This is a genomic window from Elusimicrobiales bacterium (genome assembly GCA_041651175.1).
GTDB lineage: Bacteria > Elusimicrobiota > Elusimicrobia > Elusimicrobiales > Elusimicrobiaceae > JAQTYB01.
The window spans coordinates 1-25,142 of record JBAZJT010000003.1 but is presented as its reverse complement, the minus strand read 5'-3'; the positions used below and the strand labels follow the sequence as shown (position 1 = coordinate 25,142).

The window sequence follows — 25,142 nt, the reverse complement described above, 5'->3', positions numbered from 1 at the left end:
TATATAAACCTATTTTCCGCCGGAGAGCTTGTCCCTCAGCTCGGAAAACGGCAAAATCCGCGCCGGCGCGCAACCGCAACTGCCCTTATTCAGATTCGCCCCGCATACGGGGCAGAGGCCTTTGCAGTCCCGCGCGCATAACTGCCGTATCTCCGTTGAAACCACCAGAGCCTGGCGCGCTTCATCCATTATATCAATAATTTCGGCTTCTGGCGAAAAGGTCTGTTCAAACTGCGCGGAAAAGCCGGCCTCGTAGTCCTCCAGGCAGCGGTGGCAGCGCAGCGCGGCCCGGCCCTTGACGGAGCCGGCGGCGAACAGCTCGTCGCTGCCCAGGAAAAACTCCACCTCCACTACGGCTCCGAGTATTTTGCCGCAGTCCGAAAGCGCAGCCAGCGCATCGCCTTCCAGCCGCAGCGAGCAGCGCAGCCCGCCCTGCTCTATTATATCCGCCGCGCGGAATTTAAGATCCGCCGGCACGCGGTAATCATTCATGGCGTTTTCTCCGCGACGCGGTAGGGGGCGCGGTCGTTGATTTCAAAATAAATGCGCGAGATTATCTCGGACAGCAGCCCCAGCAGCAGCATCTGGACCCCCACAAGCCCCAGGAATATCGCCACAATGAAAAGCGGCTGGTCCTTGACGAATATATGGTTGAAGAATTTGTTGTACACCGTAACCGCCGCCAGCGCGCAGGAGGCAAAGCAGCACGCCAGCCCCCAGCCGCCGAAAATATATATCGGATTGGCCAGATAGCCGCCCATGAATTTCACCGTCGCCAGGTCCAGCAGCACCTTGGCGGTGCGCCCCAGCCCGTATTTGGATTTGCCGCGCGCGCGGGGGCGGTGGTTCACCTCCATCTCCGCTATTTTTGCGCCTGCGGCGGCGGCCAGCGCGGGAAGGAAGCGGTGCATCTCGCCGTATATCCTGAACGAGGCCAGACACTGCCGCCGGTATATTTTAAGGGTGCAGCCGTAGTCGTGTATTTTCACTCCGGTAACCTGGCCGATAATCCAGTTGGCGGCGCGGCTGGGCAGCACGCGGCGGAAAAAATCGTCCCGGCGGTTTCTGCGCCAACCGCTGACCACGTCGAATTGCGCGGCTTTCTCCAGCATGGCCGGAATGTCTGCGGGATCGTTCTGCCCGTCGGCGTCCATGAGGGCCACGAATTCCCCCCGCGCCATGCCGATGCCCGCCGCCAGCGCCGCCGTCTGTCCGAAATTGCGCGCCAGCCGCGCGGCCCTGAAACGCCCATCCCCGGCGGCGATTTGCGCGGCGGCCTCGTAGGAGCCGTCGGCGCTGCCGTCGTCAACGAAAATAACCTCGCACGGCTTGCCGAGGGCGTCCAGCATCCGCGCTATTTCGGAAGACAGCGGGCCTATATTCTCCCGCTCGTTATAAACCGGCAGCACCACGCTTAAATACATAATAATTCACAATACAACCGCTCCTGGGATTTTACCATTTCGGCGATGTCAAAGTCGCGCAAATCGGTGGCGCGCGCGGCGGCGGAGACGGCGTCGTGCAGGTTCTTGTCGGAAAGCAGGGCGGTTATTTTTTCAGCCGCCAGGCCGTAGTCGCCCCTGGGAACCAGAAAGCCGTTTTTGCCGTCGGCGATAATGTCGCGCACGCCGTCGGTGTCGTAATAGGCGCCGGGAACGCCCGCGCGCAGCGCCTCAACCGCGGCGCGTGGCAGCCCCTCCCATAAAGATGTCAGCGCAAAGGCCGACGCGCCCGCCAGTATATGCGGCACGTCGCGCCGCCAGCCGGGGAAGCGGCAGCGGTTTGTGATTTCAAAACGCAGGGCGAGCCTTTTGGCCTGCTCCAGCAGTTCGCCCTCGCCGGTGAAAACGAAATAGACGTCCGGGATTTTAGCCGCCACCAGCGCCGCCATCTTTATCAAATCCTGCGGATTCTTCTGCGGCTTGAAATTTCCGACGGAGACGACATACCTCGCCTCATGCGAGAGGTTCAGCGACACCCTGGTCTGCGCGGCGTCAAAACCGGCGGGCGGAAATTCGGAGAGGTCTATCCCGCTGCGTATAAGCCGCCAGTTTCCTGCGGGAAAGCCCAGCTTGCGGGCCTCGTCCATATTCGCTTTGGATACAAATATAAGCGCGGAGCTGATTTCGGCGCACTTTTTTTCCGCCAGTATAAATGACTGGCGCAGCGCCGGATTCTGCGCCGGAGTGAAGCCAAAGCCATGGAATGTGTGGACGATGACGGGCACGCCCGCGGCCTTCGCCGCCAGCCGGCCCAGAATTCCCGCTTTTGAGGAATGAGTATGCACAATCTCCGGCTTGTGCCGCGCGAACAAGCCACGCAGCGCGAAAAACGCGGCGGCATCCCTGGCAGGATTTATCTCCCGCGTCAGCGAAGGCACAAAATGGAGCGGATAGCCGGCGGCGCGCGCGTCGCCGTCCATAATCCCCCCCTCCCCGCATACGAGCGAGACGTCAAAACGCTCCTTATCAAGATGCGCGCAGGTATAAAGCGTATTCCCCTGCGCCCCCCCCATCTCCAGTTTCGTAATCACATGAAAGACTTTGGGTTTGGACATATTCTCCATTAAACTGCTGCCCCGTAGGGACAAAACGACGTTTTATCCACCGATTTACACAGATTTTCACAGATTACCCGGAATTTTCCTTTATAAAAACTCCGAGGCATTTGGATTGGCTATAGATACAATCATGATGGAGTTGAAGCCTCTCCTGCCGGTTTCACTTGGATTTTGGTCTCAATGAGACGTTCTAAGTTTCCAAGCAATTTATCATCTTTGAATCCAAACCCACGCTTTTTAACTTCCTCTATCACATCAAGCATTTCACGTTTACACTTAAAATTTTCCTCCTCGCTGCAGTATACCGTTTTTGGATCCCTGGATATTCGTTCCTCACACCTGTTTAACATGTCTTCAATAAGACCAGTTTGGGGATCGCCTGTTTGCAAATACTCAGACATGCCTCGCATGTGCCACACCACATTGGACAGAGCATTATCTTTGTAAATTTCGGCATATGCGGAGAACACGCGAGCCGTAGCATGATGGACTTCCTTTTCAACTTTGCTTACAGCGTCATTCAGAGACTCAATCTGTGTTTTCGCGTTTTCTTCCATTTTCTTTACTTTACCGTCTATCTGTCCTATTTCCTTTTTCATGCCGGTAAAGCTAAAATAAATACCCAAAGCAGCCAAAACTCCGATTCCACCGATTACTCCTCCAGCCATTGCCCCTATTCCCATAATGTTGTTGGCGTAATTACTCTTGACATCATCCAACCTGCCATTAAAATTTTCTACAGTTTGCTCCATTCTTTGCAAGCGTTTTTCCATATCATTTCTACTATCTGTTACCGTGCATTCCAGTTTTTGCAAACGGCTACCAGTGCTTGTGTCGGTTGCATAGCAGTTCGTAATAACAGGCATTATCCCCAAGAGGGAGATTGCGTAAATGATTTTTCGCATATTTAATAGCTCCTCTGACTTGCGACATTGATTTGGAGCTTATCCGTAGATAAGCTCTTATAGTGAGCGGCTGCCCTCTACTGATATGGAAGTTATCTGAAGATTCGCTCCTTAGTCAATCGCTTGCGTTTGCGATTTATTCACTTGCGTTTGTCTCCGGTATATTGCCAGACTTTTGTGTTGGGATGCAGGGCGCCATGTTGGTTTCCCTCAAATCAAATTCGTCGGGGTCAAAGTCCTCTCCCCACCATTCAACCATATCCTCATGGTTTTCGTGCTTGGGGTCTTTAATGGCTTCCAAGAATTCGTAATAGCCGCCAATCCCGCCGACATCTTCCGGCGGGCAGGCCATCGCTCCGCCGGCGCAGACGGGATATTTCACGCCCGTTTCGGGTTCCAGAACGGCTTCCACCTTGATTATGTGCATCCAACTGTCGCCGAAATCGTATTCATACAGAAACCTTTGCCCGCGTTTTGCGACATCGCAAAGTTTCGCTTTCCGTTCGTCTACGGCGTCGCCGTCATAGTTCTGCATATCGTCCGGCATAACATACCATAAGTTTTTTATGCGGAAATGGTGCAGGTGGCTGTTGGTCCACCCCATCACAATCTGGATTATAAAGTGCAACTGCGAAAGTTTTATGTCGCTTTTGACCAGAATCGTGCGCCAAATCAGCGGCTCGGAGCCGTCAAGAACAATTTTCAACCGGTATATTTTTCCTTTACTCGCAGGCACACGCCCTCCCTTTAACGGAGCAACAGCAACGACGACAGCGGGATGGAGATTATCCGCGGGTCGTCGCTGGCTGTTTCCTCGTTAAGCGTTATCAAAATTCCAAAGGGCGCGTTGTAATGCGCTTTCTCCATAAACGCCCGCAGTCCGATGGTGTCCTGGTAATCTATCCGTTTGCGGTATTTCACCTCGACGGGTATGCGTTGTTCGCCCACAGTCAAAATAAAATCCACTTCGGGTTCGGTTGTTCTTGCGGGGAAATGCGCCACGTCAAGGCCGTTGATTGTCCGCAGAAAATATCCCGCCGCGCTTTCGGCTATATGTCCGGCCAAATCCGCGAGATGCGGGAATTTTTCCAGATTATCGGGGTCAATGTAAATCACTTCCTGAAGCCATGCCGCTCTTAACGCGTGGTCGCAAATGCAGACTTTTGACGCGCTCCGGCGTTTTTTTAACCGCAATTCCAAAGGCTCAATCAGGCGCACGAGCAATGTGCCGTCCAAAAACTTCAGATAACTGAATATCTTGTTCCAGCCCACATTCGCGTTCATGGCGCGTTTTATTTCCGTGAGGTAAAGGCCCTGTTCCGGCGACTGCCCCGCATAGCGGCAGGCTAACCGGAAAACCTCTTCCAGCAAATGCTCGTCGCGCTTGCGGCCTTTCTCGCCGATTCGCAAATCATGCTTAATCACGCGCTTTACTATGGATTCATTGAGATAGTCCGCCACAGCCGGCCATTCTTTGCTGATGTCGGCTTGCGCTATCGGATATGCGCCTCTTTCTGAAAAAGCGGCAAACGCTTTTTTGCGGATTTCGCTATGGACAATCCCCAACTGCCGCAAGTCCTGCCATGTCTTCTTTTCTTTGAGCGCCCCCGGTCCGTTGAAAGGCAGAAGCGGCGGTATTTCACCGAAGCCGCGCAAACTGGCTATTTCGCGCAGCAGCAGCGGCCCCATTTCAACGGACGATATGCGTCCGGCCAGGCTGTCGCTTCCGGTTTCAATTCTCAACGCGGAACTGCCCGTAACCAGAACTTTGACCGGATTTATATCAACAAGCTGTTTGAGTTGCGGCCCCCAATCGGACAGATTCTGCACTTCATCAAGAAATATGAACGCCTGCTCCCCGTCGGCAGCGGCTTTGTTGAAAGTTTTGCCGAGTATGCTCTCCGCGTACCAGCGGCATAAATCCAAAATCGGCGTGTCCAATCTGCGCAAATCGGGCAGGTCGTCAAATTGAACGCGGAATATGCGGTGCGGCTTTACGCCGGTTTCAATCAAATGGCTGATGATTTGCTCAAGGAGGACTGATTTGCCCACGCGCCTTGGCCCTTTAAGCACAACGGCGGGCGCAAGCCCGGTTTTCAAATTTTTCAGAACCGGCTCAAAAGCCCAGCGTCTCATTTTCGGCAGGTTGTAAATTTTTTCGCCGCGCCACCACGGATTGTTATCCCGGAGCGTCGCTTCCAATCCCGTGTTCAGCAATTTGAATAGTTCGGACATCAGACGCCTCCATTTAAGTGATTCGCCATTTCAGAACAAACAGGGCTTCCGCTTTTATGCTTTGCTTAAGTTGGCTTTCCAACTCGCTTACCAGTTTATCTTTTTTGCCGTCTATTTTACCCCCGCTTGTCAAATTATACCAAATGGCGCTATTGAGCCCCGTATTGCGGCTGGAAAACCGATATCCCCGGCAGGCGCGCGCAATTTTGTAGAATAGCTGCGAATGGAGAAAATGTCCGCCGATTCTTTCCAAAAGCGCGCTGCCTTGGCGGCGGTGGTTTTGTGCGGGGTTTTTTATTTCGCTTTTCTGGGTGCGCGCGCGTTGTGGGACCCGGGGGAGGGCCGCTACGCGCTTATTTCGCGCGAAATGGTCCAGTCCGGAGACTGGCTGATTCCCCGCCTCAACGGCGCGCTTTATTTCGAGAAGCCGCCGCTGGCCTACTGGCTTAACGCCGCAGCCATGCGGGTACTGGGTTTCAGCGAGATTGCGGCCCGCTTCTTTACCGCGCTGGCCGGATTCCTGTCGGTGCTGCTGGCTTATTTTTTCGCCAAACGGCTCTACGGCGGCAGAACCGCCGCGCTGGCCTGCGCGATACTGGCCTGCTCGGCGGGGTTTTTCGCCTGGTCGCAGATACCGGAACTGGACATGCTGTTTACGCTGTTCCTATGCTCCGGCATGTGCCTTATCTATGCCGCGTTTGAAAACATGTGCGCGAACAGGGCCTTGTGGGCGCATGCCGGTTATGCGCTGCTGGGGCTGGCCTGCCTTGTGAAAGGGCCCGCAGCCTTCGCGCTGCCGCTGATAGTGTTCGTCCCGTATCTGCTGCTTACGGACGGCTGGCGCAGGTTGCGCGAACTGTACCCTGTTACCGGGATACTGCTGGCTGTCGCGGTATGCGCGCCGTGGTTCATCGCCATTTCCGCAAAAGAGCCGGAGTTTTTCAAATTTTTCTTTATACGGGAAAATTTTCAGCGGTACTCCTCCACCATGCACGGGCGCAGGGGCCAGATGTGGTATTTCATCCCGGTCGTGATAGCGATGATGTATCCCTGGTGCTGCGCGCTGCCGGCGGTGCTGGCGTCGGCCTTCAAAGCTGCGCGGCGCGGGGCGGACAGGCACGGCTTGTTTCTGCTGCTGTGGTTTGCGATGATATTCGCGTTTTTCTCGCTTTCCGGCTCCAAAAGGCCGCCCTACATGCTGCCGGTCCTGATTCCGCTGGCGATACTGGCCGCGCGCCATTTCTCGCTTAAATGGGAGGAGGGCGGATTGCTGGGGGCTTTCGCCGCGCCGTATGCCGCGCTTAATGTATTGCTTGTCGCGGGTTTGATTATCGTGCCGCATTACATATCCTATCTGGACCCGGGCTCCGGCATAAACTGGATTGCGCCGGCGGCGGCGCTTGCCTGGGGCGCAAGCCTTGCGCTGTGGTTTGCGTCGCGCAACTCGGCAGCCGGGGTTTATGCGGCGGTTGCGGCGGCGCAGTTCGCTTTCCTGGGCATTATGTATTTTCAGGCCTCCGGATTTGATAAAACGCTCTCCCGCAAAGCGATGGCGCAAATGGTAATGAGCGAGTTTCGGCCCGGCGACAAAATAGCCGCTTTTAACGCGGATTACGAGCGCAATCTGCAAAGTTTCGGGTATTACTCCGGGCAGCGGGTGCGCGTAATCGGCGACCAGGGTGAATTGCAGTTCGGCGCCGGCCTGGATCCGCATCGGGACCAGTTTTTCCCGGACTACGGCACATTGCGGAAATGGGTGCGTTCAAAGGACAGGGTTTTCATAATCACCAAACGCGACAGGCTGCCGGAACTGGATTTTCTGGGAAAGCCGCTTTACGGCGGCAAAATACTGCCGGGGAAACTTGTGGTTCTTTCCAACCGGCCATGGGGAGCGGGAAAATGAGCGAGATAAAAGTCTCCGCCGTAGTTCCGGTTTACAACGAGGCGCAGAATATAGAGGAATTGCATTCCCGCCTGAAAAAAACGCTGGGCGCCGCCGGCTGGCGCTACGAAATCGTGTATATAGACGACGGCAGCCGCGACGCTTCGCTTTCGCTGCTCAAGCCATTGTCCGGCGAAGAGACCCGCGTGGTGGAGCTTACCCGCAATTTCGGCCAGCATGCGGCGGTGATGGCTGGCTTTGCCGCCGCGCGCGGGCGGATAGTGGTTACGCTGGACGCGGATCTGCAGAACCCGCCGGAGGAAATTCCCAAGCTAGTCGCCAAGATAGACGAGGGTTACGATTCCGTCGGCGGCTGGCGGCAGAACCGGGACGACAGCTGGCTGCGCAAAATCCCATCGCGGATTCTCAACAAGATGAGCGCGCAGCTTTTCGGCGTCGCGCTGAAGGATTACGGCTGCATGCTGCGCGCCTACCGCCGCGAGGTGGTGGACGAAGTGGTCAAATGCCCGGAACTGACCACCTACATCCCTGCTCTGGCAAACAGCTTTGCGCGGCGGGTAACCGAAATCCCGGTGGAGCATGCCGCCCGGACGCGCGGCCAGTCCAAATACAATTTCCTGAAGCTGCTGCGGCTTAACTTTGATCTTATGACAGGGTTTTCGCTGCTGCCGATACAGCTTGTGGGCATAGCCGGAATTACGGTGGCGCTGTTCGGGCTGGGGTTTGCGGCATTCCTGTTCGTGCGCCGGATTGTGCTGGGCGCGGAAGCCGAAGGCGTGTTCACGCTGTTTGCGATACTGTTCACCTTTGTGGGGTTCCAGATATTCGCGCTGGGCGTGCTGGGCGAGTACATAGGCCGCATTTACCAGGAGGTGCGCCGCCGCCCCCGCTATGTGGTGCGCCAGATACACGGAGAAAAACCGTGAAGGTGGTTGTTTTCGGCTATCAGGAAATAGGCTGCGTCTGCCTGGAAACGCTTATCCGGCGCGGGGTGGAAATCCGCGCCCTTGTAACGCATGAGGACGACCCGTCGGAAAATGTCTGGTTCCGCTCCACCGCGGCGATAGCGCGCGCGCGGGGAATAAGCGTTTACGAGACCGCCGATGTCTCCGACCCGCGCTGGGCCGATATAACCGCGCGCGCCAAGCCCGACATCATATTCTCTTTCATGTTCCGCAAGATGATACCGGAGGCCGTGCTTAAAACCGCGCCCAGGGGCGCTTTCAACCTGCATCCGTCGCATTTGCCGAAATACCGGGGCCGCTGCCCGGCCAACTGGGCCATAATAAACGGCGAAGCCGAAACCGGACTCACCCTGCACGAGATGACAAAGCGCGCCGACGCCGGCGCGATAGTGGCGCAAGTGAAAATACCGATAGCCCAAAACGACGATATAGCCGAGCTTTACCGCAAAATGGCGCGCGAGGCGGGGCCGCTGCTGGCGAATGCCCTTCCCTCCATTGAATCCGGCAATTATCCGCGCATTGCCCAGGACGAGGGCGCCGCCACCAAATTCGGCGGCAGAAAGCCCGGCGACGGCAAATTCTCCTGGGACTGGCCGGCGCGGCGGATACACGACCTTGTGCGCGGGGTAACGCATCCCTACCCCGGCGCGTTTTTTGAATGCGGAACCGAACGTATTTTCGTCTGGAAAACCGCAATCCCCGGCGCTGATGCCGGCAGCGGAGAGCCGGGCAGGATACTCTCCCGCTCGCCGCTGGTGGCGGCCACGGGCGAAGGCGGCGCGCTTGAAGTGCTGCGAATTCAAAGCGAAGGCCATCCCGAAATTGACGGCGCCAAATTCGCCTCCGCCTCCGCGGAATTCATAAACAGGGATTGACGGCAGGACTTGCAAAAACCGGGCAGATTTTGCAAGGTAGGTATATGACAAACGCCGCGCTGGAAAAAACCGCCGCAACAGGGAGAACACGCCCCATGATAGACCTCGCCAAAAATCTGGCTGCGGTGAACCGCCGCACTAAAGCCTCGGTCATACGCGAATTGCTAAAGACGACGCACAGGCCCGAAATAATCTCCCTTGCCGGCGGCCTGCCGGACCCGGACGCATTCCCGGTGGATGCGGTGCTGGAAATCTGCCGGAAAGTGCTAAAGGAAAATTCCCGCGTCGCGCTTCAGTACGGCGAAACCGAGGGCGCGCCCATCCTCAAAGACGAGTTGGTACGCACGTTGCGCGAGGAAGAGGGCTTGATTGTCAAGCCGGAAAACATTCTTATCACCACCGCCTCGCAGCAGGCGCTGGATCTGACGGCAAAGCTTTTCATAGACCCCTCCGATCCCATTCTGGTGGAGCTGCCCAGCTATCTGGGCGCGATGCAGGCGTTCCGGTCCTACGGCGCGACCATGATAGGCGTCAAAGGCGACGACGATGGCATGAAGATGGATTCCCTCACCCGCAAGCTGGCCAAGCTGCGCCGCGAGGAGGAACATTACAAATTCGTCTACGTAGTGCCGGATTTCCAGAACCCCAACGGCGTAACCCTTTCCCAGCCCCGCAGGGAGGAGCTGGTGCGTCTCTCGCGCGAGTGGGAATTTGTAATTATAGAGGATTCCCCCTACCGCCAGATACGGTTCGAGGGCAAATCCCCCGAAATGCTCTACAAGCTGGACACTTCGGGCAATGTGGTGTCGCTGTTTACATTCTCAAAGACATTCGCGCCGGGGTTCCGGCTTGGCTACATCGTTGCAAACGAGATGCTTATCAGAAAAATGACCATCCTCAAACAGGCGATGGATTTGTGCACCTCGCCGTTTTCGCAGCTTGTGGCGGCGGAATTCCTGCGCGGCGGTTATTACCGGGAGCATATCAAGAAGGTCAACGCCATATACAAGCGCAAGAAAGACACCATGCTGGCCGCGCTTGCCAAATACATGCCCGAAGGCGTCACCTGGACCAAGCCGGAAGGCGGCCTGTTCCTGTGGCTGCGCCTGCCGGAGAAAATGGACGCGGACGCGCTTTTCTCCGAAGCGCTCAAAGAGAACGTGGCCTATGTGATAGGCTCCGCCTTCCATTGCGACGGCAGCGGCAGAAACACCATGCGGCTTAATTTCTCATACCCCACGGAGGAGCAGATAGACGAGGGCATCAGACGGCTGGCCCAGGTGTTCAAGAACAACTGGAAAGCCTGACAGTTTCGCCCGGAACAAAAAACCCGCGCCCTTTCGGGCGCGGGTTTTTTTATAGCTGCGGATTACCGCTTCGCGGCGGCCAGCTCCGGCGGGGGGCAGGCCGCGATTTTCAGAAGTTCCGGGCGTTTTTCAAGCTGCTTGGCAAGCGCTTCGTCGCGCATTTTGTTGCGGTAGCCGGCCTTCTGGAAGCTGTAGGTGAATTTCGTGTGTTCCTCATAGCGCTTTTCTTTCAGCGCCACCACGTCTTCTATGAACACAATCTCCTCGTCGGTGGGGATTACATAGACCTTGGTCTTTGAATCCGGCGCGGAGATTTCGCTTTCGGAATTGCGCGTCATGGCGGCGTTGTTTCTGTCCCTGTCCAGCTTGATGCCCATGAATTCCAGCCCTTCCAGCGCCTGTTCGCGGATGATGGGGGCCATCTCGCCCACGCCGGCAGTGAAAATAACCGCGTCCGCGCCGCCTATCGCGGCGGCGTATGCGCCGACGTATTTCTTCACGCGGTAGGCCTCTATCTCTATGGCCAGATGCGCGCGCGGGTCGCCTTTTTCGGCGGCAAGCTCTATGTCGCGCCGGTCGGTGTATTTTTCGGTGATGCCGTAGACGCCGGACTTCTTGTTAAGGATGCCGTCCACATCTTTCGGCGAGAGATTCTCGCGCGCCATCATAAAAAAGTCTATGGCGGCGTCATGGTCGCCGGCACGGGTTCCCATCACCAGGCCTTCAAGCGGGGTCATGCCCATGCTGGTATCGTATGAGACGCCGTTTTTGACCGCGTTTATTGACGCGCCGTTGCCGATATGCGCGATGACCAGATTGCACTTGAACGGGTCCTTTTTCAGCAGCACGGAGGCGCGCTTGGCGTTATAAAGGAACGACGTCCCGTGGAACCCGTAACGCCGCACGCCGTATTTGGAATACCACTGGTACGGCAGCGCGTAGATATAGGATTTGGAAGGCATTGTCTGATGCCAGGCCGTGTCCATTATCGCCATGTGCGGGATATTGGGCATGACGCCCTGCGCCGCCTCTATGCCCATTATGTTGGGCGGATTATGCAGCGGGGCCAGGTCGCAAAGCTTGCGGAAGGTTTCCAGCACTTCGGGTGTGATGATGACGGATTTGGCGAATTTCTCCCCCCCGTGCACCACGCGATGCCCCACCGCCCCGATTTCGGAGACCGAGCCTATCACGCCGTGATTCTCGTTTGTCAGCGTGTCCAGCACCAGCTGGATGGCCATGCGGTGGTCCGGGCATTCGCGGTTGAGGATGAATTTTTCCTTTCCCGGCACTTCGTGGCAGATGAAAGAACCGCCGACGGTTACGCGCTCCACAAGCCCGGTGGCGAGGGTTTCGCGCTTTTCCCAGTCGTAAATTCGGTACTTGACCGAAGAGCTTCCGCAGTTGAGGCAAAGTATTATCATTATCTTGATTCCCCTTGATGAAAATGACTTCGCTAAATTCTAGCAAAAATCGCGCACGCTGCCGCGCGGGCAGGATTTGGCGCAGGCGCCGCACTGAATGCAGTCCTTCATGCTGCGTTTGCCGGGGACCGAAACCAGCGGCAATTCCAGCGGGCAGGCTTTTTCGCACAGGCCGCAGCTGACGCAGGCGGCCTTGTCTATCTGCGGGACGCGGCTGCCGCCGCCGGCGGCGCGCTGCACGGTTCCCATCGGGCACAGCGCGCACCAGGTGCGCGGCCTCCACGCCGCCGCCAGCACAAGCGCGATTGCGCTGGTGATAACGCACATCTGCCAGAAAATCAGCCCCGTATGCCGCACTGTAAGCGGCCCCTGCCAGAGCCGGAACGCCATAAACCCCATCAGCAGCGCGAAAATGCCCCAGCGCAGCCGCATGTCCGCCGCGATATCCGGCAGCGGTTTGCGCGGCGACACCAGCGCCCCCGCCTTGTCCAGAAAAGCCCCGCGCGGGCAGATATTGCCGCAGACATACCGCCCGCCGATAAAACCGCCGGCCAGCCCCGCCAGCATCACCGCGGATGCGACATAGCCCAGCAACGGATATTTCCACCCCGCCAGGACAACGACACAGAAGACTGCAATCAGCAATGCTTTCTTCATAAGAACAGCCTCTTTATTTTCCTGTCCAGCCCGTATGCGCGTCCGTACAATTCCGCCAGCGCAGGCTGCCGGTAAAGCCACAGCCGCCGCGCCAGCCAGCCAATGTTTTCATTCTGAACCTTGAACCGGCGGATGGCCCGCAAATCCCCGCCGGCAACATTCGCGCCGGGGCGGACGGTGAACATGGCAGTATACCCTTCCTCCGCCGCGTATCCGGGAAAATGCGGAACAAAATAACCCCACGGCCACGCCAGCGAAACGGGCTTTACGCCCAGCCGCTCTTTTATGATTTCCGAGGATTTCCGCAGTTCCTCCCGCATATCCACCCATGCGGCGCGCTTGTCAAAATTATTATGCGTGTGCGTGTGCGAACCGACGTCAAATACGTTGGAATCAACCATCAGCCGCAACTCCTGCCAGGAGAGGAAGCCTTGCTCCCCGCGCTCGTCTCTGATGGTGTCCGGCGCAGCCGCGCCGTCGGCGATGGTGGGCCGCGGCGCAAAACCGCCTATTTTTGATGTGGTTACAAAAACCGCCGCGCGCAGCCCGTATTTTTTCAGCAGCGGCCAGGCGCAAATCCAGTTGTCCGCGTAGCCGTCGTCAAAAGTCAGCAGGACGCTTTTGCCGGGCAGTTCCTTGTCCCCCCTCATCCAGGTAATGAAGTCCGGCATGGACGGGGTGGAGTAGCCGTTTTCCGAAAGGTACCGCAACTGCCGCTCGAACCCCGCGGGAGTTATTTCCCTGTCGCCGGAAACATGATGATATAGCAACACTGGAACAGGCATGGCTATATTATATCAAAGCCGTCGCGCCGGCGATTGTTCCCCATTTTCGCAGCTTAAAATGGTTTGGATAATTTTTTATAAGGGAAAAAGTCCGGGAAATCTGTGGTCAATCTGTGATCCATCTGTGGATAAAACTCCCCCGCTGTAAAGCGGTTGTTCCCTTATGATTTAACGGCGGTATAATCCACAGATTGACCACAGATTTTCACAGATTATCCGGACTTTTCCTTTTATTTATGAAGGGAAAAACCGATTTCGCCAAGGGAATTTAACCGCAGATTTCCACAGATGAAAAGAAGAAACTGAAAGGCATTGTGTTTGCGTTTAGTAAGGCCGCGCAAGTAAAGTTGCATATGGTTTTCAGGATTTGCGGGATTCGACGGGGCGTTCAAGCTGGCTGATGGCTTCGTTCAAATCGTCCAGCCGCTTGGATAGAATGGCCTGCGAATCATAAAGGCCGCGGTTGTAAAAATACGGGCCTATTTCCTTTGCGAAAAATTCCAGCAGAAACTCCGCGTCAAAGCGCGAAATATCCTGCTGCGATTCCCGCTTGAAATAGTCCTGAATTTTGCGGACAATCGCCGCCTTCTCGTCTTCCGTAAATTTTATCTCGGGCATATTGCAGTCTTTTTTCACCGTCCGGCATTGCGCAGCAGGAAAAGGCGGCGGAGTTCCCTGTCATAGCATTCCTGGGAATCGTAGCTCAGCGTTACCAGCGGCTTGCCCGCCGACATGGCGGCAAGGCCGGCGTTTTTTGCGGCTTTCGGGGCGCGGGCCGCAATCAGCAGCGTGAATTCGCGGAAATTGGTCTGGCTGGAATAGGTTTTTTTCGCGCCCAGCGGGGCATAGTCAAAATCGTCGGCAAAAATGCGCATGTGCGGCAGCTCCGCGTCGCAGAAAATATCCAGCATGAAAACGGCGTCGCGCTTTACGTCCTCGCGCAATTGCTCCTGCTTTTGCGAGCCGAATTTTATCGGGATGCCGGTCAGCAGCGCGGCGGCGGTCATTCCGGCAAGCTGGGCGGCGTCGGGCGCGGCTTTGCCTTCTGTTTTGACCATTTGCCGGATTTCGGTTTTCACCGGCGCGGCGGCAAGCAGATATATGGATTCCCACGGCGCGGTTATTTTCACCACCTGCGAAACGCATTCCAAACCCCGTGCCGACGGGGCCGCCTTTGTGATTTTCTGCGGCGCGGGAACCGATTTTGCGCGGGAGGAGGGTATCAGAACCGTCTCAATGGCGGCGGAACGGGCCGCCTGAACGCAGGCCTGCGCTTTTGGCTGGTCCATGTTATCGCCCAGAATGCCCCAGCACTCGCGCGCCATTTTGGCGCCTTCGTCCGGCAATATGTTATGGATTTTGCACAGCAGCGCGCACAGCTTCGCCCGTTCCGGCAGCGGGCCGGTTATGAGGACGGAAAAAGTCTCAGCGGGCATATTCCTGCTGGGTGATTTTTGCGCCCGCCGGCACGGATTGCGTAACCCACATGTTGCCGCCCACCACCGCGCCTTTGCCTACAGTTATAGCGCCCAGTATGGTGGCGCCGGCGTATATGGTAACGCCGTCCTCCACATTGGGATGGCGTTTTACGCCTTTGACGGGGTTGCCGTGTTCGTCCAGCGGGAAGCTCTTGGCGCCCAGGGTTACGCCCTGGTAGAGCTTGACGCCCTCGCCGATGACGCAGGTCTCGCCGATGACTACGCCGGTGCCGTGGTCTATGAAAAACCGCGCCCCGATTTGCGCGCCCGGGTGAATGTCTATGCCGGTAAGCGAATGGGCATACTCGGTTATGATACGCGGGATAAGCGGTACATCGCTTCTGTAAAGCTCGTGCGCGATGCGCTGGCAGGAAATGGCGGTAAGGCAGGGGTAGCAAAGCACCGTTTCGGCAGGGCAGACGGCGGCGGGGTCGCCCTCGTAGGCGGCCTGCACGTCGGTTGAAAGCAGGCTTTGAATGCCCGGAAGCGAGCGCGCAAGCCGCGCCGCTATATCGGCGGCGCGGGCGCGGCATGCGTCGCAATCGCCTTTCTGCTCGCAGAAAAAGCAGAATGCGCGGCGGATCTGCTCCTGCAGAATATGCGCGGCCTTTTCCACCGCAAGGCCGGTGTGGAAGGAAACCGTGTCCTGCGAGATTTCCTCCCCCCCGAAATACCCGGGGAAAAGCGCGGAGCGCAGCAGCTCCACCGCCGCCACCACGGCGGCGCGCGACGGGATAGGCTCCCCCGCGCGTTTGCGGCACAGCGGGCTTACATTGCCTTTGGGATTGGCGGTCAGCGCGGCAGCGATTTCTTTTATATTCATCGGTCCTCTTTGCGGCGCGCGCAACACCCCCGCCTGCGGCGGGACGCGGCAAAGCGTCGCATTTGTAAATTATACAAGAAACGGGGGGTCAGTCCATGCTGCCGGGCTTGAAGGCGGTCGTTCCGCGGTAATTGACATGCACGTTGTAGAATATCGCGCGCACGGCGGTGTCCGGGTCGCAGACGGTCTCTATGGTCTCCGGCGTGATGGAAAGCACTTCCGCATTCTTGCTTTCAAACTTCATGCGGTAGTAGCGTATGACGGCGTCGACATCGCCGCCTCCGGGCCGGGCCATAAGCACCTTGGAAACATATCCGCGCACCGGCCTTGAGGCGAATGGCTGTCCGGGCCGCATTCCGGCTACCATTCCGGTGAGTGAGTGGGGTGTCGGTTGCATAATCAAGTCTCTCATGGGATATTATGCGGCAGAAGCGGGAAAACCGTAAGGGTCAAAGGACCTAGCCGCCGCTGCCCCATAAGGCCCACCCATTTGCCCCGCTGCCGGCTGCGGAACTGTGTCTGCCTCCGCCGCGCGAAAAAGGTAAAATCACTGAATGCGCCTTTTGGGAAGGGATTACTGGCTGTACCAGTTCGGGCAGGCTGTCTCCGTAATCGGGGACGGCTGCAGCGCCATCGCCCTGGCCTGGTGGACGCTGGACAAGACCGGCTCCCCCGCCAAGATGGGCGGGATACTGGCCGTCTCGGTATTGGCGCGGGTGGCGGCAAGGCCGCTGCTTGGCCCGCTGGGCGACAAGTTCCCCAGAAAAAACCTTATTATAATCGGCGATATCTCCCGCGCCGTCCTTACCGCCGGCCTTGCCGCGATGGTATGGTCCGGCTATTTCAATATGGCGGCGGTGATAGCGGTATTCACGCTGCTGGGGCTGGGGAGCGCATTATTCGGCGCGGGGGCCGGGGCGATAGTGCCGCAGCTTGTCCCCTCTCACAAACTGCGCGACGCGGTGCAGTACGCAATGGCGGTCTCCTCGGGCGGGAGCATAGCGGGCGGCTTGATAGGCGGAATTCTTGTTTCCGCAACCGGCGCCGGAGGCGCGTTTGCGGTGGATGCGCTGTCTTTTCTGGCCGCTGCTGCGGCCACCTTTATGATACGCGCCGACACAACGCCCAAAGGCGCCCCCTCCGGCTGGCTGGCGGATTTCCGCGAGGGCATCCGCGCGATATGGAAGATAAAAATCCTTTTCTGGATGCTGGCGCTGGCGGCTTTCCTGAATTTCACATTCGCGCCGGTGATGGTGGCGCTGCCGGTGATGGTCAAGCAGGCGCGGGGGCTGCCGGCATGGTTTTACGGCGGGCTTAACTCGGCGATGAGCGCGGGGATAATAATCGGCTCGCTGGCGGTGGGGCGGATTTGCGCAAAACTCCAACAGGACCGGGCCATAGTCGCCGGCATTGTCTTTATGGGCGCGGGCATAGCCCTGCTGCCGTATGCGCCCGGCCTTGCGCTGCCGCTTGCGCTGATGGCCTTTCAGGGTTTTGGCAGCGCGCTGGCAAACATTCCGACGGAAGCGCATATCGCCATAGCCACGCCCGACGAGATGCGCGCGCGGGTAAACTCGGTCATCGCATCGGTGGCGGAGGGGATGATGCCGCTAGGCATGGCGTTGTCGGGCGTGTTTATAGAGCGATTCGGTTACTCCGCCGCGCTGTTCTGCTGCGGGATAGCGTTCGCGCTGCTTGCCCCCGCGCTGTACCTTGTGCCTGATTTCAAACGTTTCTACCGCCTCCCCCCCGCCGAAGCGGAAAAGTTTTTCAAAGAAACCTATCCCGAAGCCTTCGCCAAAACCGAATAAATCTGACTAAATGCGCTGTTCTCAAGCATTCAGAAGTAATCGCTGACTAGGACATCTAAAGTGATATTTCCTCTGGAATCAAGTCCTTATAATCTGGATGGGATACCGATACTTCTCTGGCAATTTCTATTACCAAGTTTTTCAAAGGTTCGTACTTCTTATATGAACTCAACACTTCCTTCAAGCAATTATGCTTTATGGCCAATTCACAAAAGTTCCTCATGTCAAATTTGGGATTCTTAGGATTATTGACTGAAAATCTTATGTCGCTGTACACAGAGATTGTTTGGCATAAAGCACTGTGTGATTCTTTTGCCAGAGATGGCATAACAGCGAGAACAAACAATATCGCTTCTGGCGGGCATTCGCTGCCTATGAAAATCTTAAAAAAATCATCCTGTGAAAGAGTGGGAAGTTTTTCAGAAACGACAGGATTCTCACGCAAATGCAACAAAATACGAAGATTGTTTGTAACTAATTGTTGAGGATATCTATCCTGTTTCCTCTGGAACTCATATATCAGAGCCCGACACAAAGTGTCCCACTTCCAATCCGGATTCATATCAATTATTTTGGGAACGATATCCCCAATGTCTGACTTCTGGAAATTCTTTAGTACATCGTCAGACTTATCGCTTGAGTTTCGGAAGTAACAGTCCAAGGTATTGCCGTATAATTTGTCCAACGAAGATACCAATCGCGTATAGTTAGTAATCGGCAAATCAACATGAACATGTTTACGAATTATCTCACCGTGTCCTCCTTGGTGAAATGAGTGTATAACTTCAATGAAGTCATCATATGCATCAGTCCCGACAAGCGTTCTTAAATCATTGTTCAGCACTTTCAAAATGTGGGATAGCAAATCCGCATTACTGTAATGAATCGCCATAAATTGCAAAGCATCTTTAGACGATTCTCTCAAATCCCCAAATGACTCCAGTCTTAAAACATAGGCTTGCAGTATTTCCCATATACGGTGTTGGGGAGATTCATGGAAAGTTTTAATCTGACGTATCGTTGCTATCACACGAAAAATGAATTCTGGACGTACTCCACCTGAAGTATGCCATTCCTGCGTACGGCCTTCCAACACTTTCTCACAAGTTTCAGAAAAACCTGTAACTCCCTCAAATTTGCTGATAAGTTCCAGGTTGACTTCCCTAATGCCATTCTCAATTTCGGGTTCAATAAGTATTTGCATAGCATCCCTCAACGGCAAATTCAAACACATCATGGCCATATATTCCTTCCATTGCGAAATATTACAGGCAACATCAAAATGAGGTATTTCCTTGTCATCAAATATTCCGCCAGGATTGGCACAGAACTTTTGCTCAAAACACACATAAAGCGCTTGGATATGAATGGGAATTGTGTCATTCCATATTTTATGCAATGCTGCGATTCTATTCACAAAAAATTTTATTTTTCTAGGAGTCAACTTTTTAATGTCACCACTGTACCGCTTTCGGAAAATTCTGCTAATGGCATCAAAATCATCCTGTTTATGCTCCGGCAAAGCCTCCTCTAGTGATTTCTTCAGGAAACCAACCCATGAGGAAACTACAGGCGACGGCACATAAAACTTAATTTGAAAAGTTTTCTCTGAAAAAGCTTCGGCTAGGGCGTTATCTTCCATGGTATTATTTCCAAGACTAATTTGCTCTGCCTGTTGTTTTTCTGAAGACCATAATTTATTCAGCGCGCTCATGTCAAAGGGGACTATGAGCCAGAAATTCTTATGGTTATTCCCTTTTCTGGACAATGCATCATGAAATACTCGCAACGATGCCCATATTTCAAGAGCATTCCTTTCTGGAATTCTGTCCAGATTGTCAATACAGCAAACAATTTTCCTTTTATCGTTCTTTTCCTGCACATAACGCAACAATTCCGAAAAAATCCTCTCAAATTCAATCGTACTCTGTTCTGGAGAAAGTGCCGGAGATTTCAACAACAGTGATAATGTATTCGGGGAATTCGTCCATAAATGAATCCCAGATATAAATGGAAAAGCGCAAAGAATGGCACCAATTATAGGGAGAGGCATAGAAAAACACAGCAATTTTATTCCAATCGGCACCAACAATAAGCTAAATGCAAAAGCAATACCATCTTGGGTAATTACAGGCATTTGTCGGATAGCCAAAAGCTCCTTTGTTTTATGGTATTTATCTTCATCAATACAGCCTTCCCGGAATAGAAAAACACAAATGGCTTCTAAAAAGCATCTCCTTAGCGGATCCCCTTGATGCGCCCAGGCATCAAACGTAAAAACTGCATAGGTATCTTCAGATAGCTCTTTTCCCAGCAAACGTATAATGGTTGACTTGCCGCTTCCCCATTCGCCGCATAATCCTATAGTCATTTCGTCTTCACTGTCCCTTACAATATCGGCAATTGCCTCGGCAATTTTTCTATGGCCGCCCAAATTATCCGAATCGGCAGGGTTGTCAGACAGAAATTTTGTTCTGCATTTCGATGACATTGCTCACTCCCAATACACTATGGATTATAGCATTTGCCTCTTTCATATTCCGTGCGAAAGTTGAGCGGGGGGCGGGGTTTTTGGTATAGTTTATCTGTTGGCCGGATTTGACCGCGCGCGGCGGGGCGCTGTTTCCCTCCGCGCGGCTTTTTGCGGCGCCGGCGCGGCACAACGGATTCTGGAAAGATTTCGGGCTATTAGCTCAACGGTAGAGCAGGCGCCTCTTAAGCGCAAGGTTACAGGTTCGAATCCTGTATAGCCCATCGGTTTTTCGCCGGCGGGATACCCCGGAAACGCCATCGCCCGGGCGGACCGTCAGACACGCAGCGGACGGGTGGCGGAACTGGCAGACGCGTACGGCTTAGGACCGTATGCCTTACGGCGTGCGGGTTCAAGTCCCGCCCCGTCCATTTTATTGGCGCCGGCACGGCGAAGCCGCCTTCGCCTTAACGGGCGGCTCATTTTTGGAGGAACAATGCCCACTCAAATTCAGACGGAAACCATGGAAATCAAACGGCTTTCGCAGAAAGGCTGCGCGGTGCGCGTCGGCGTATCGGCTTCGGATAAATATGTCGCCGCCGCGCTGCAGAACGCCCTCGTGCAGGTGCAGGCGCAGGCGCAAATCCCCGGCTTCCGCAAAGGCAAGGCGCCGCTGAACATGGTGCGCGAAAATTTCGCGGCGCTGGTAAAAGAGCGCGCTTTTGACAACGTCCTCCGCGCCGCGCTGGGGGAGATAATAACCAGGGAAAACCTCAAACCAGTGGACTCGCCCGCGCTGGAAAAATGCGAATTCACGGAGGGCAAGCCGTTCTCCGCCGAGTTTGAATTTGAAATCCCCCCCCAGTTTGAGGCGAAAAACTACAAGAAAATCCCCGTGGTGTCGCGCAAAATAGAAATCGGCGAGGATAAAATCGCCGGGGCGATAAAAGAAATTCTGGGACAGCACGCAAGGCTGCATCCCGCCCCCGAAGGCGCCGCCGTGGACGCGGCCAGCTTCGCGGTGATTGATTACGAGGCGTTCAAGCCGGGCAGCGCAACGGCGGACCATTCCTCCAAAAACGAGCTGGTGGACATGGCGGAGCCGCAGACGCTGGGCGGGCTTCAGGCCGCGCTGCTGGGCGCGAAAAAAGGCGACACGCGCGAATTTGACGCCGAAGTCGGCGGCGGGAAATACCATATAAAGGCGGCGGTAACCGACATCAAGACCAAAACCGTGCCGGAGCTTACCGACGCCTTCGCCAAAGAGCTGGGGTTTGAAAGCGAGCAGCAGTTCCGCGAGCATGTCAAATCCGCGCTGCTGCGCCAGGCACAGGAGGACAACCGCCGCGACGCGGTGCGCCAGATTCACGATTTTCTGCTTAAAGAGCATTCGTTTGACCTGCCTCAGTCGCTGGTGGAGCATCATCTGGGCGAGGCGGTGGAGCGGCTGGGCGACCGGATGCACCCCGAAGAGCTTAAAAAACTGGACGACGAGAAGCGCAAGCAGCTTGGCGACAAGCTGCGCCCCGCCGTAGAGCGCGACATGAAGCTGGGGTATATCATCAGCGCCATAGCCAGCGCTGAGAAGCTGGAAAACTGCGACGAGGAATACGAGGCCGAGGTGGGCGCCACCCTCGCCCGCGCGCGCAGCGACGAGGAAAGGCGCAAAATGCAGTTGTTCTTTGAAAAGCGCAGGGACGAGGTTCTCTCTTCGCTGCTGGAGCGCAAGGTGGAAGATTTCATGCACAAAAACGCCGTCATCACGGAGGGCTGATCATGATTATCCCGACAATCATCGAAAAAAACCAGGGCTCGATGGTGGGCTATGACCTGTTTTCGCGCCTGCTAAAGGACAGAATCGTGTTCATCGGCGGGCAGGAAGGCGCCATAGACACCAGCATCGCCAACGTCATCATAGCCGAGCTGCTTTATCTGGACGCGGAAGATCCCGACAAGGAAATCAACCTCTACATCAACTCGCCCGGCGGCATGATAACGGCGGGGCTGGCGGTGTACGACACGATGCAGTTCATCAAGGCCCCGGTAACCACAATCTGCATGGGAATGGCGATGTCTTTCGGCGCGGTGCTGCTGGCCGCCGGAACAAAAGGCAAGCGCTACGCGCTGCCGCATTCCCGCATAATGATACACCAGCCGCTTATCTGGGGCGGCGGCGGGGGCGGCCTCTCCGGCCAGGTAACGGATATTGAGATTGAAAGCAAAGAGCTGCGCGAGAACAAGGAACGGCTGCTGGACATCATGGCAAAGCACACCGGCCAGCCCAAGGAAAAAATCCGCTCCGACAGCGAGCGCAATTTCTACCTCTCCGCCGAGGATGCCAAAGCCTATGGCATCATAGACGAGGTTGTAACCTTAAGGAAATAAAAATGCCGCAAGCAGAGACAAAGGCGGAGCAGTCCGCACGGCAGTTGCCGTCCAATCTTTCCGTCATAGCCATACGGGATGTGGTGATGTTCCCCGGCATGGCGTTGCCGCTTTCGGTTGACAGGGAAAAGTCCGTGCGCGCCATAGACCACGCGCTCAAAACCAGCAAATACGTGCTGGCCGTGTCGCAGAAAAACCCGCGCCATGACGACCCCAAGCCCGAGAACCTCTACGCCTTCGGCGTGGTCTGCGAGGTGGCCCAGTCGCTTAAAATGCCGGATAACACCGTAAAGGTGTTCCTGCAGGGCATAGCGCGGGCGCGGACGGCCAATCTGGCAATCGACAAGGAAGAGGGCTGCTGGTTTGCGGACGTGGAATACGCGCAGGAGGAAACATCGCCGGAGGCGGAGACGCTGGCCCTCTCCCGCCAGGTGATGGACGCGTTTGAATCCTACGCCAAAGTCTCGCGCCGGATAGCCGTGGAGGGAGTATCCTTCCTGCGGCAGATAGAAAACCCCTCCAAGCTGGCAGACACCATCGCCTCCAATATCATCATAAAGACGCAGGACAGGCAGGATTTGCTGGAGACCGTCAACCCCGCCCGCCGGCTGGAAAAGCTGCTGAAGCTGCTCACCGAGGAGATAGAAATTCTCTCTCTTGAGGAGAAAATCCACACCAAGGTCCGCTCCCAGATAGAGAAATCGCAAAAGGAATACTATCTGACAGAGCAGATGAAGGCCATTCAGAAAGAGCTTCATCAGAAAGACGATTTTCACAAGGAACTGGACGAAGTCCGCAAGCTGCTAAAGAAAAACCGCCTCAGCGACGAGGCCCGTGCCGCCGCGGAAAAGGAGCTGAACCGGCTGGATAGAATGGCCCCCTCCTCGCCGGAGGCGACAGTCTCGCGCACCTATCTGGACTGGCTGGTTAATTTGCCCTGGCAGGTCAGCACGAAAGACCTGCTGGACATCGCCCGCGCCCGCAAAATCCTGGACGAGGACCACTACGGCCTGGACAAGCCCAAAGAGCGCGTGCTGGAATTTCTGGCGGTTACGAAACTTACCGGCGCGCTGCGCGGGCCGGTGCTGTGCTTTGTGGGGCCGCCCGGCGTGGGGAAAACCTCGCTTGCCAAATCCATCGCGCGGGCGGTGGACAGAAAATTTGTCCGCATGTCGCTGGGCGGGGTGCGCGACGAGGCCGAAATACGCGGCCACCGGCGCACATACGTAGGCTCGCTCCCCGGCAGAATCATGCAGAGCATTTCCAAGGCCAAAAGCAACAACCCCGTATTCCTGCTGGACGAGATAGACAAAATGGGCATGGACTGGCGCGGCGACCCCGCAGCCGCCCTGCTGGAAGTGCTGGACCCGGAGCAGAACTCCGATTTCACCGACCATTACCTTGACGTAGGCTTTGACATTTCAAAAGTGATGTTTGTTACCACCGCGAATTCGCTTGAGGGCATCCCGCAGACGCTGCGCGACCGGCTGGAAGTGCTGGAATTTTCCGGCTACACGCATGACGAGAAGCTCTCCATCGCCGAGGGGCACCTGATTCCTAAGCAGCTCAAGCTGCACGGCCTGTCCGCCGAGACGGCCGCCATAGACGCGCAGGCCGTAACCCGTGCCGAGCGCGAGTATACGCGCGAGGCCGGCGTGCGCAACCTGGAGCGTGAAATCGGCTCGCTGTGCCGCAAGGCCGCCAAGGAGTATGTGGAAACCGGCAAAAAGGTCTCCATCACCGGCGGCAACATAGAAAAATATCTCGGAATACCGAAATTCCAGAATGTAAGGCCGGAGGAAAACGCCGTCGGCGTCTCAACCGGGCTGGCGTGGACGCAGAACGGCGGAGAGGTGCTTTCCATAGAAGCCGTCAGCTATCCCGGCAAGGGCGACCTTGTGCTTACCGGCAAGCTGGGCGATGTGATGAAGGAATCCGCCTCGGCGGCGTTCACCTGCGTCAAATCGCTGAAAATAAAAAAGGCGGATTTCGGCAAATCCAACTTCCATGTCCACGTGCCGGAGGGCGCGGTTCCAAAGGACGGCCCGTCGGCGGGCGTGGCCATGGCTGTCGCGCTGGCCAGCCTTGCAAGCGGCAGGCCGGTGCGCGGCAAACTCGCCATGACGGGCGAACTTACGATAACCGGCAGGGTGCTGCCCGTAGGCGGAATAAAAGAGAAATTCATGGCCGCCTTCCGCGAGGGGATGGACACCATCGTGTTCCCCAAAGCTAACGCAAAAGACGTATCCGACGTCCCGGAAAAGGTGCGCGGCAAGCTGAAACTGGTCCCGGTTACGGAGCTGGGGGAAGCCCTGCGCGCCGCCATACCGTCGTTGAAATAAACTTGCTTCAGCAATAATCATACAAACAGCAACCGCCTCCGCTTTCGCGGAGGCGGTTGCTGGTTTGAATCAGTCTCGGCGGGTTACCGGGGGTCCACTGAAAAACTCTGATATTATTGAATTCCTCGTCGGGGAAATGCGATAATATTGGTGTGGAAACGCTCTGAAACTGCACGGAAAATGCGCCAAGCGCGCAAAAACCGTGCAGTTTTTTAAT

The 25,142-nt window shown here is 55.9% G+C and carries 22 protein-coding genes and 2 tRNA genes; 10 read left to right on the top strand and 14 right to left on the bottom strand.

The annotated features are described in order from the left end of the window. Positions 1 to 9: 9 nt before the first annotated feature. From WC421_02575 to WC421_02550, 6 genes are all read right to left on the bottom strand, one after another. Positions 10 to 492 (bottom strand): DUF177 domain-containing protein, encoded by a 483-nt coding sequence (locus WC421_02575; GenBank protein ID MFA5161105.1) that lies wholly within the window; start codon positions 490 to 492, stop codon positions 10 to 12. After that, entirely contained in the window at positions 489 to 1,424 is a 936-nt protein-coding gene (locus WC421_02570) for a glycosyltransferase family 2 protein (GenBank protein MFA5161104.1), read from the bottom strand. Before WC421_02570 ends, WC421_02575 begins: the two co-directional genes overlap by 4 nt. Then, on the bottom strand, positions 1,415 to 2,557 hold the full coding sequence (locus WC421_02565) for a glycosyltransferase family 4 protein (protein MFA5161103.1): 1,143 nt from the start codon (positions 2,555 to 2,557) through the stop codon (positions 1,415 to 1,417). The genes WC421_02570 and WC421_02565 overlap by 10 nt, the downstream gene beginning before the upstream one ends. 131 nt (positions 2,558 to 2,688) lie before the next feature. Further along, positions 2,689 to 3,465, bottom strand: a complete 777-nt coding sequence (locus WC421_02560; GenBank protein MFA5161102.1) for a hypothetical protein — start codon at positions 3,463 to 3,465, stop codon at positions 2,689 to 2,691. Between the two features lie 136 nt (positions 3,466 to 3,601). Next, the gene (locus tag WC421_02555) at positions 3,602 to 4,171 is read right to left on the bottom strand and encodes a plasmid pRiA4b ORF-3 family protein (protein MFA5161101.1); all 570 of its coding nucleotides are present in this window, start codon (positions 4,169 to 4,171) and stop codon (positions 3,602 to 3,604) included. 41 nt (positions 4,172 to 4,212) lie between these two features. Beyond that, complete coding sequence (locus tag WC421_02550) at positions 4,213 to 5,700, bottom strand: ATP-binding protein (GenBank protein MFA5161100.1); 1,488 nt, start codon at positions 5,698 to 5,700, stop codon at positions 4,213 to 4,215. A 223-nt stretch (positions 5,701 to 5,923) separates the two neighbouring features. On the opposite strand from WC421_02550, the gene WC421_02545 reads away from it, so the two are divergent. From WC421_02545 to WC421_02530, 4 genes are read left to right on the top strand one after another with little or no spacing between them, the layout of a single operon-like run. Then, entirely contained in the window at positions 5,924 to 7,603 is a 1,680-nt protein-coding gene (locus tag WC421_02545) for a glycosyltransferase family 39 protein (protein MFA5161099.1), read from the top strand. After that, a complete protein-coding gene (locus tag WC421_02540) occupies positions 7,600 to 8,529 on the top strand; it encodes a glycosyltransferase (protein ID MFA5161098.1) in 930 nt (309 codons plus the stop codon). Before WC421_02545 ends, WC421_02540 begins: the two co-directional genes overlap by 4 nt. Beyond that, on the top strand, positions 8,526 to 9,443 hold the full coding sequence (locus tag WC421_02535) for a formyltransferase (protein ID MFA5161097.1): 918 nt from the start codon (positions 8,526 to 8,528) through the stop codon (positions 9,441 to 9,443). The genes WC421_02540 and WC421_02535 overlap by 4 nt, the downstream gene beginning before the upstream one ends. 44 nt (positions 9,444 to 9,487) lie before the next feature. After that, the gene (locus WC421_02530) at positions 9,488 to 10,750 is read left to right on the top strand and encodes a PLP-dependent aminotransferase family protein (protein MFA5161096.1); all 1,263 of its coding nucleotides are present in this window, start codon (positions 9,488 to 9,490) and stop codon (positions 10,748 to 10,750) included. Positions 10,751 to 10,812: 62 nt separating this feature from the next. Here the strand turns inward: WC421_02530 and WC421_02525 are convergent, their stop codons facing one another. The 7 genes from WC421_02525 to WC421_02495 all read right to left on the bottom strand — a co-directional run bounded on the left by WC421_02525 (position 10,813) and on the right by WC421_02495 (position 16,314). Continuing rightward, positions 10,813 to 12,174, bottom strand: coding sequence for an acetate kinase (locus tag WC421_02525; GenBank protein MFA5161095.1), 1,362 nt, complete (start codon positions 12,172 to 12,174; stop codon positions 10,813 to 10,815). A gap of 39 nt (positions 12,175 to 12,213) precedes the next feature. Beyond that, a complete protein-coding gene (locus WC421_02520) occupies positions 12,214 to 12,831 on the bottom strand; it encodes a 4Fe-4S binding protein (GenBank protein MFA5161094.1) in 618 nt (205 codons plus the stop codon). Then, on the bottom strand, positions 12,828 to 13,616 hold the full coding sequence (locus WC421_02515) for a polysaccharide deacetylase family protein (GenBank protein MFA5161093.1): 789 nt from the start codon (positions 13,614 to 13,616) through the stop codon (positions 12,828 to 12,830). Before WC421_02515 ends, WC421_02520 begins: the two co-directional genes overlap by 4 nt. A 360-nt stretch (positions 13,617 to 13,976) precedes the next feature. Next, positions 13,977 to 14,234: a DUF2164 domain-containing protein gene (locus WC421_02510; protein ID MFA5161092.1), complete on the bottom strand. Its 258-nt coding sequence runs from the start codon at positions 14,232 to 14,234 to the stop codon at positions 13,977 to 13,979. Positions 14,235 to 14,248: 14 nt separating this feature from the next. Further along, positions 14,249 to 15,052: a hypothetical protein gene (locus WC421_02505; protein ID MFA5161091.1), complete on the bottom strand. Its 804-nt coding sequence runs from the start codon at positions 15,050 to 15,052 to the stop codon at positions 14,249 to 14,251. Further along, positions 15,042 to 15,917, bottom strand: a complete 876-nt coding sequence (gene epsC, locus WC421_02500) for a serine O-acetyltransferase EpsC (protein MFA5161090.1) — start codon at positions 15,915 to 15,917, stop codon at positions 15,042 to 15,044. The genes WC421_02505 and epsC overlap by 11 nt, the downstream gene beginning before the upstream one ends. 88 nt (positions 15,918 to 16,005) lie before the next feature. After that, positions 16,006 to 16,314 (bottom strand): hypothetical protein, encoded by a 309-nt coding sequence (locus WC421_02495; protein MFA5161089.1) that lies wholly within the window; start codon positions 16,312 to 16,314, stop codon positions 16,006 to 16,008. Positions 16,315 to 16,471: 157 nt separating this feature from the next. On the opposite strand from WC421_02495, the gene WC421_02490 reads away from it, so the two are divergent. Further along, positions 16,472 to 17,728, top strand: a complete 1,257-nt coding sequence (locus WC421_02490; GenBank protein MFA5161088.1) for an MFS transporter — start codon at positions 16,472 to 16,474, stop codon at positions 17,726 to 17,728. Between the two features lie 55 nt (positions 17,729 to 17,783). On the opposite strand, the gene WC421_02485 is transcribed toward WC421_02490, so the two are convergent. Further along, a complete protein-coding gene (locus tag WC421_02485) occupies positions 17,784 to 20,219 on the bottom strand; it encodes a P-loop NTPase fold protein (protein MFA5161087.1) in 2,436 nt (811 codons plus the stop codon). Positions 20,220 to 20,410: 191 nt separating this feature from the next. On the opposite strand from WC421_02485, the gene WC421_02480 reads away from it, so the two are divergent. The 5 genes from WC421_02480 (at position 20,411) to lon (ending at position 24,925) form a co-directional block, all read left to right on the top strand. After that, a tRNA-Lys gene (locus WC421_02480) sits at positions 20,411 to 20,482 on the top strand. A gap of 65 nt (positions 20,483 to 20,547) precedes the next feature. Continuing rightward, positions 20,548 to 20,629, top strand: a tRNA-Leu gene (locus WC421_02475). Between the two features lie 65 nt (positions 20,630 to 20,694). Next, a complete protein-coding gene (gene tig, locus WC421_02470) occupies positions 20,695 to 21,972 on the top strand; it encodes a trigger factor (GenBank protein ID MFA5161086.1) in 1,278 nt (425 codons plus the stop codon). A 2-nt stretch (positions 21,973 to 21,974) separates the two neighbouring features. Next, positions 21,975 to 22,583, top strand: a complete 609-nt coding sequence (locus WC421_02465; protein ID MFA5161085.1) for an ATP-dependent Clp protease proteolytic subunit — start codon at positions 21,975 to 21,977, stop codon at positions 22,581 to 22,583. Between the two features lie 2 nt (positions 22,584 to 22,585). Continuing rightward, positions 22,586 to 24,925: an endopeptidase La gene (gene lon, locus WC421_02460; GenBank protein ID MFA5161084.1), complete on the top strand. Its 2,340-nt coding sequence runs from the start codon at positions 22,586 to 22,588 to the stop codon at positions 24,923 to 24,925. The last annotated feature ends 217 nt before the right edge of the window (positions 24,926 to 25,142 follow it).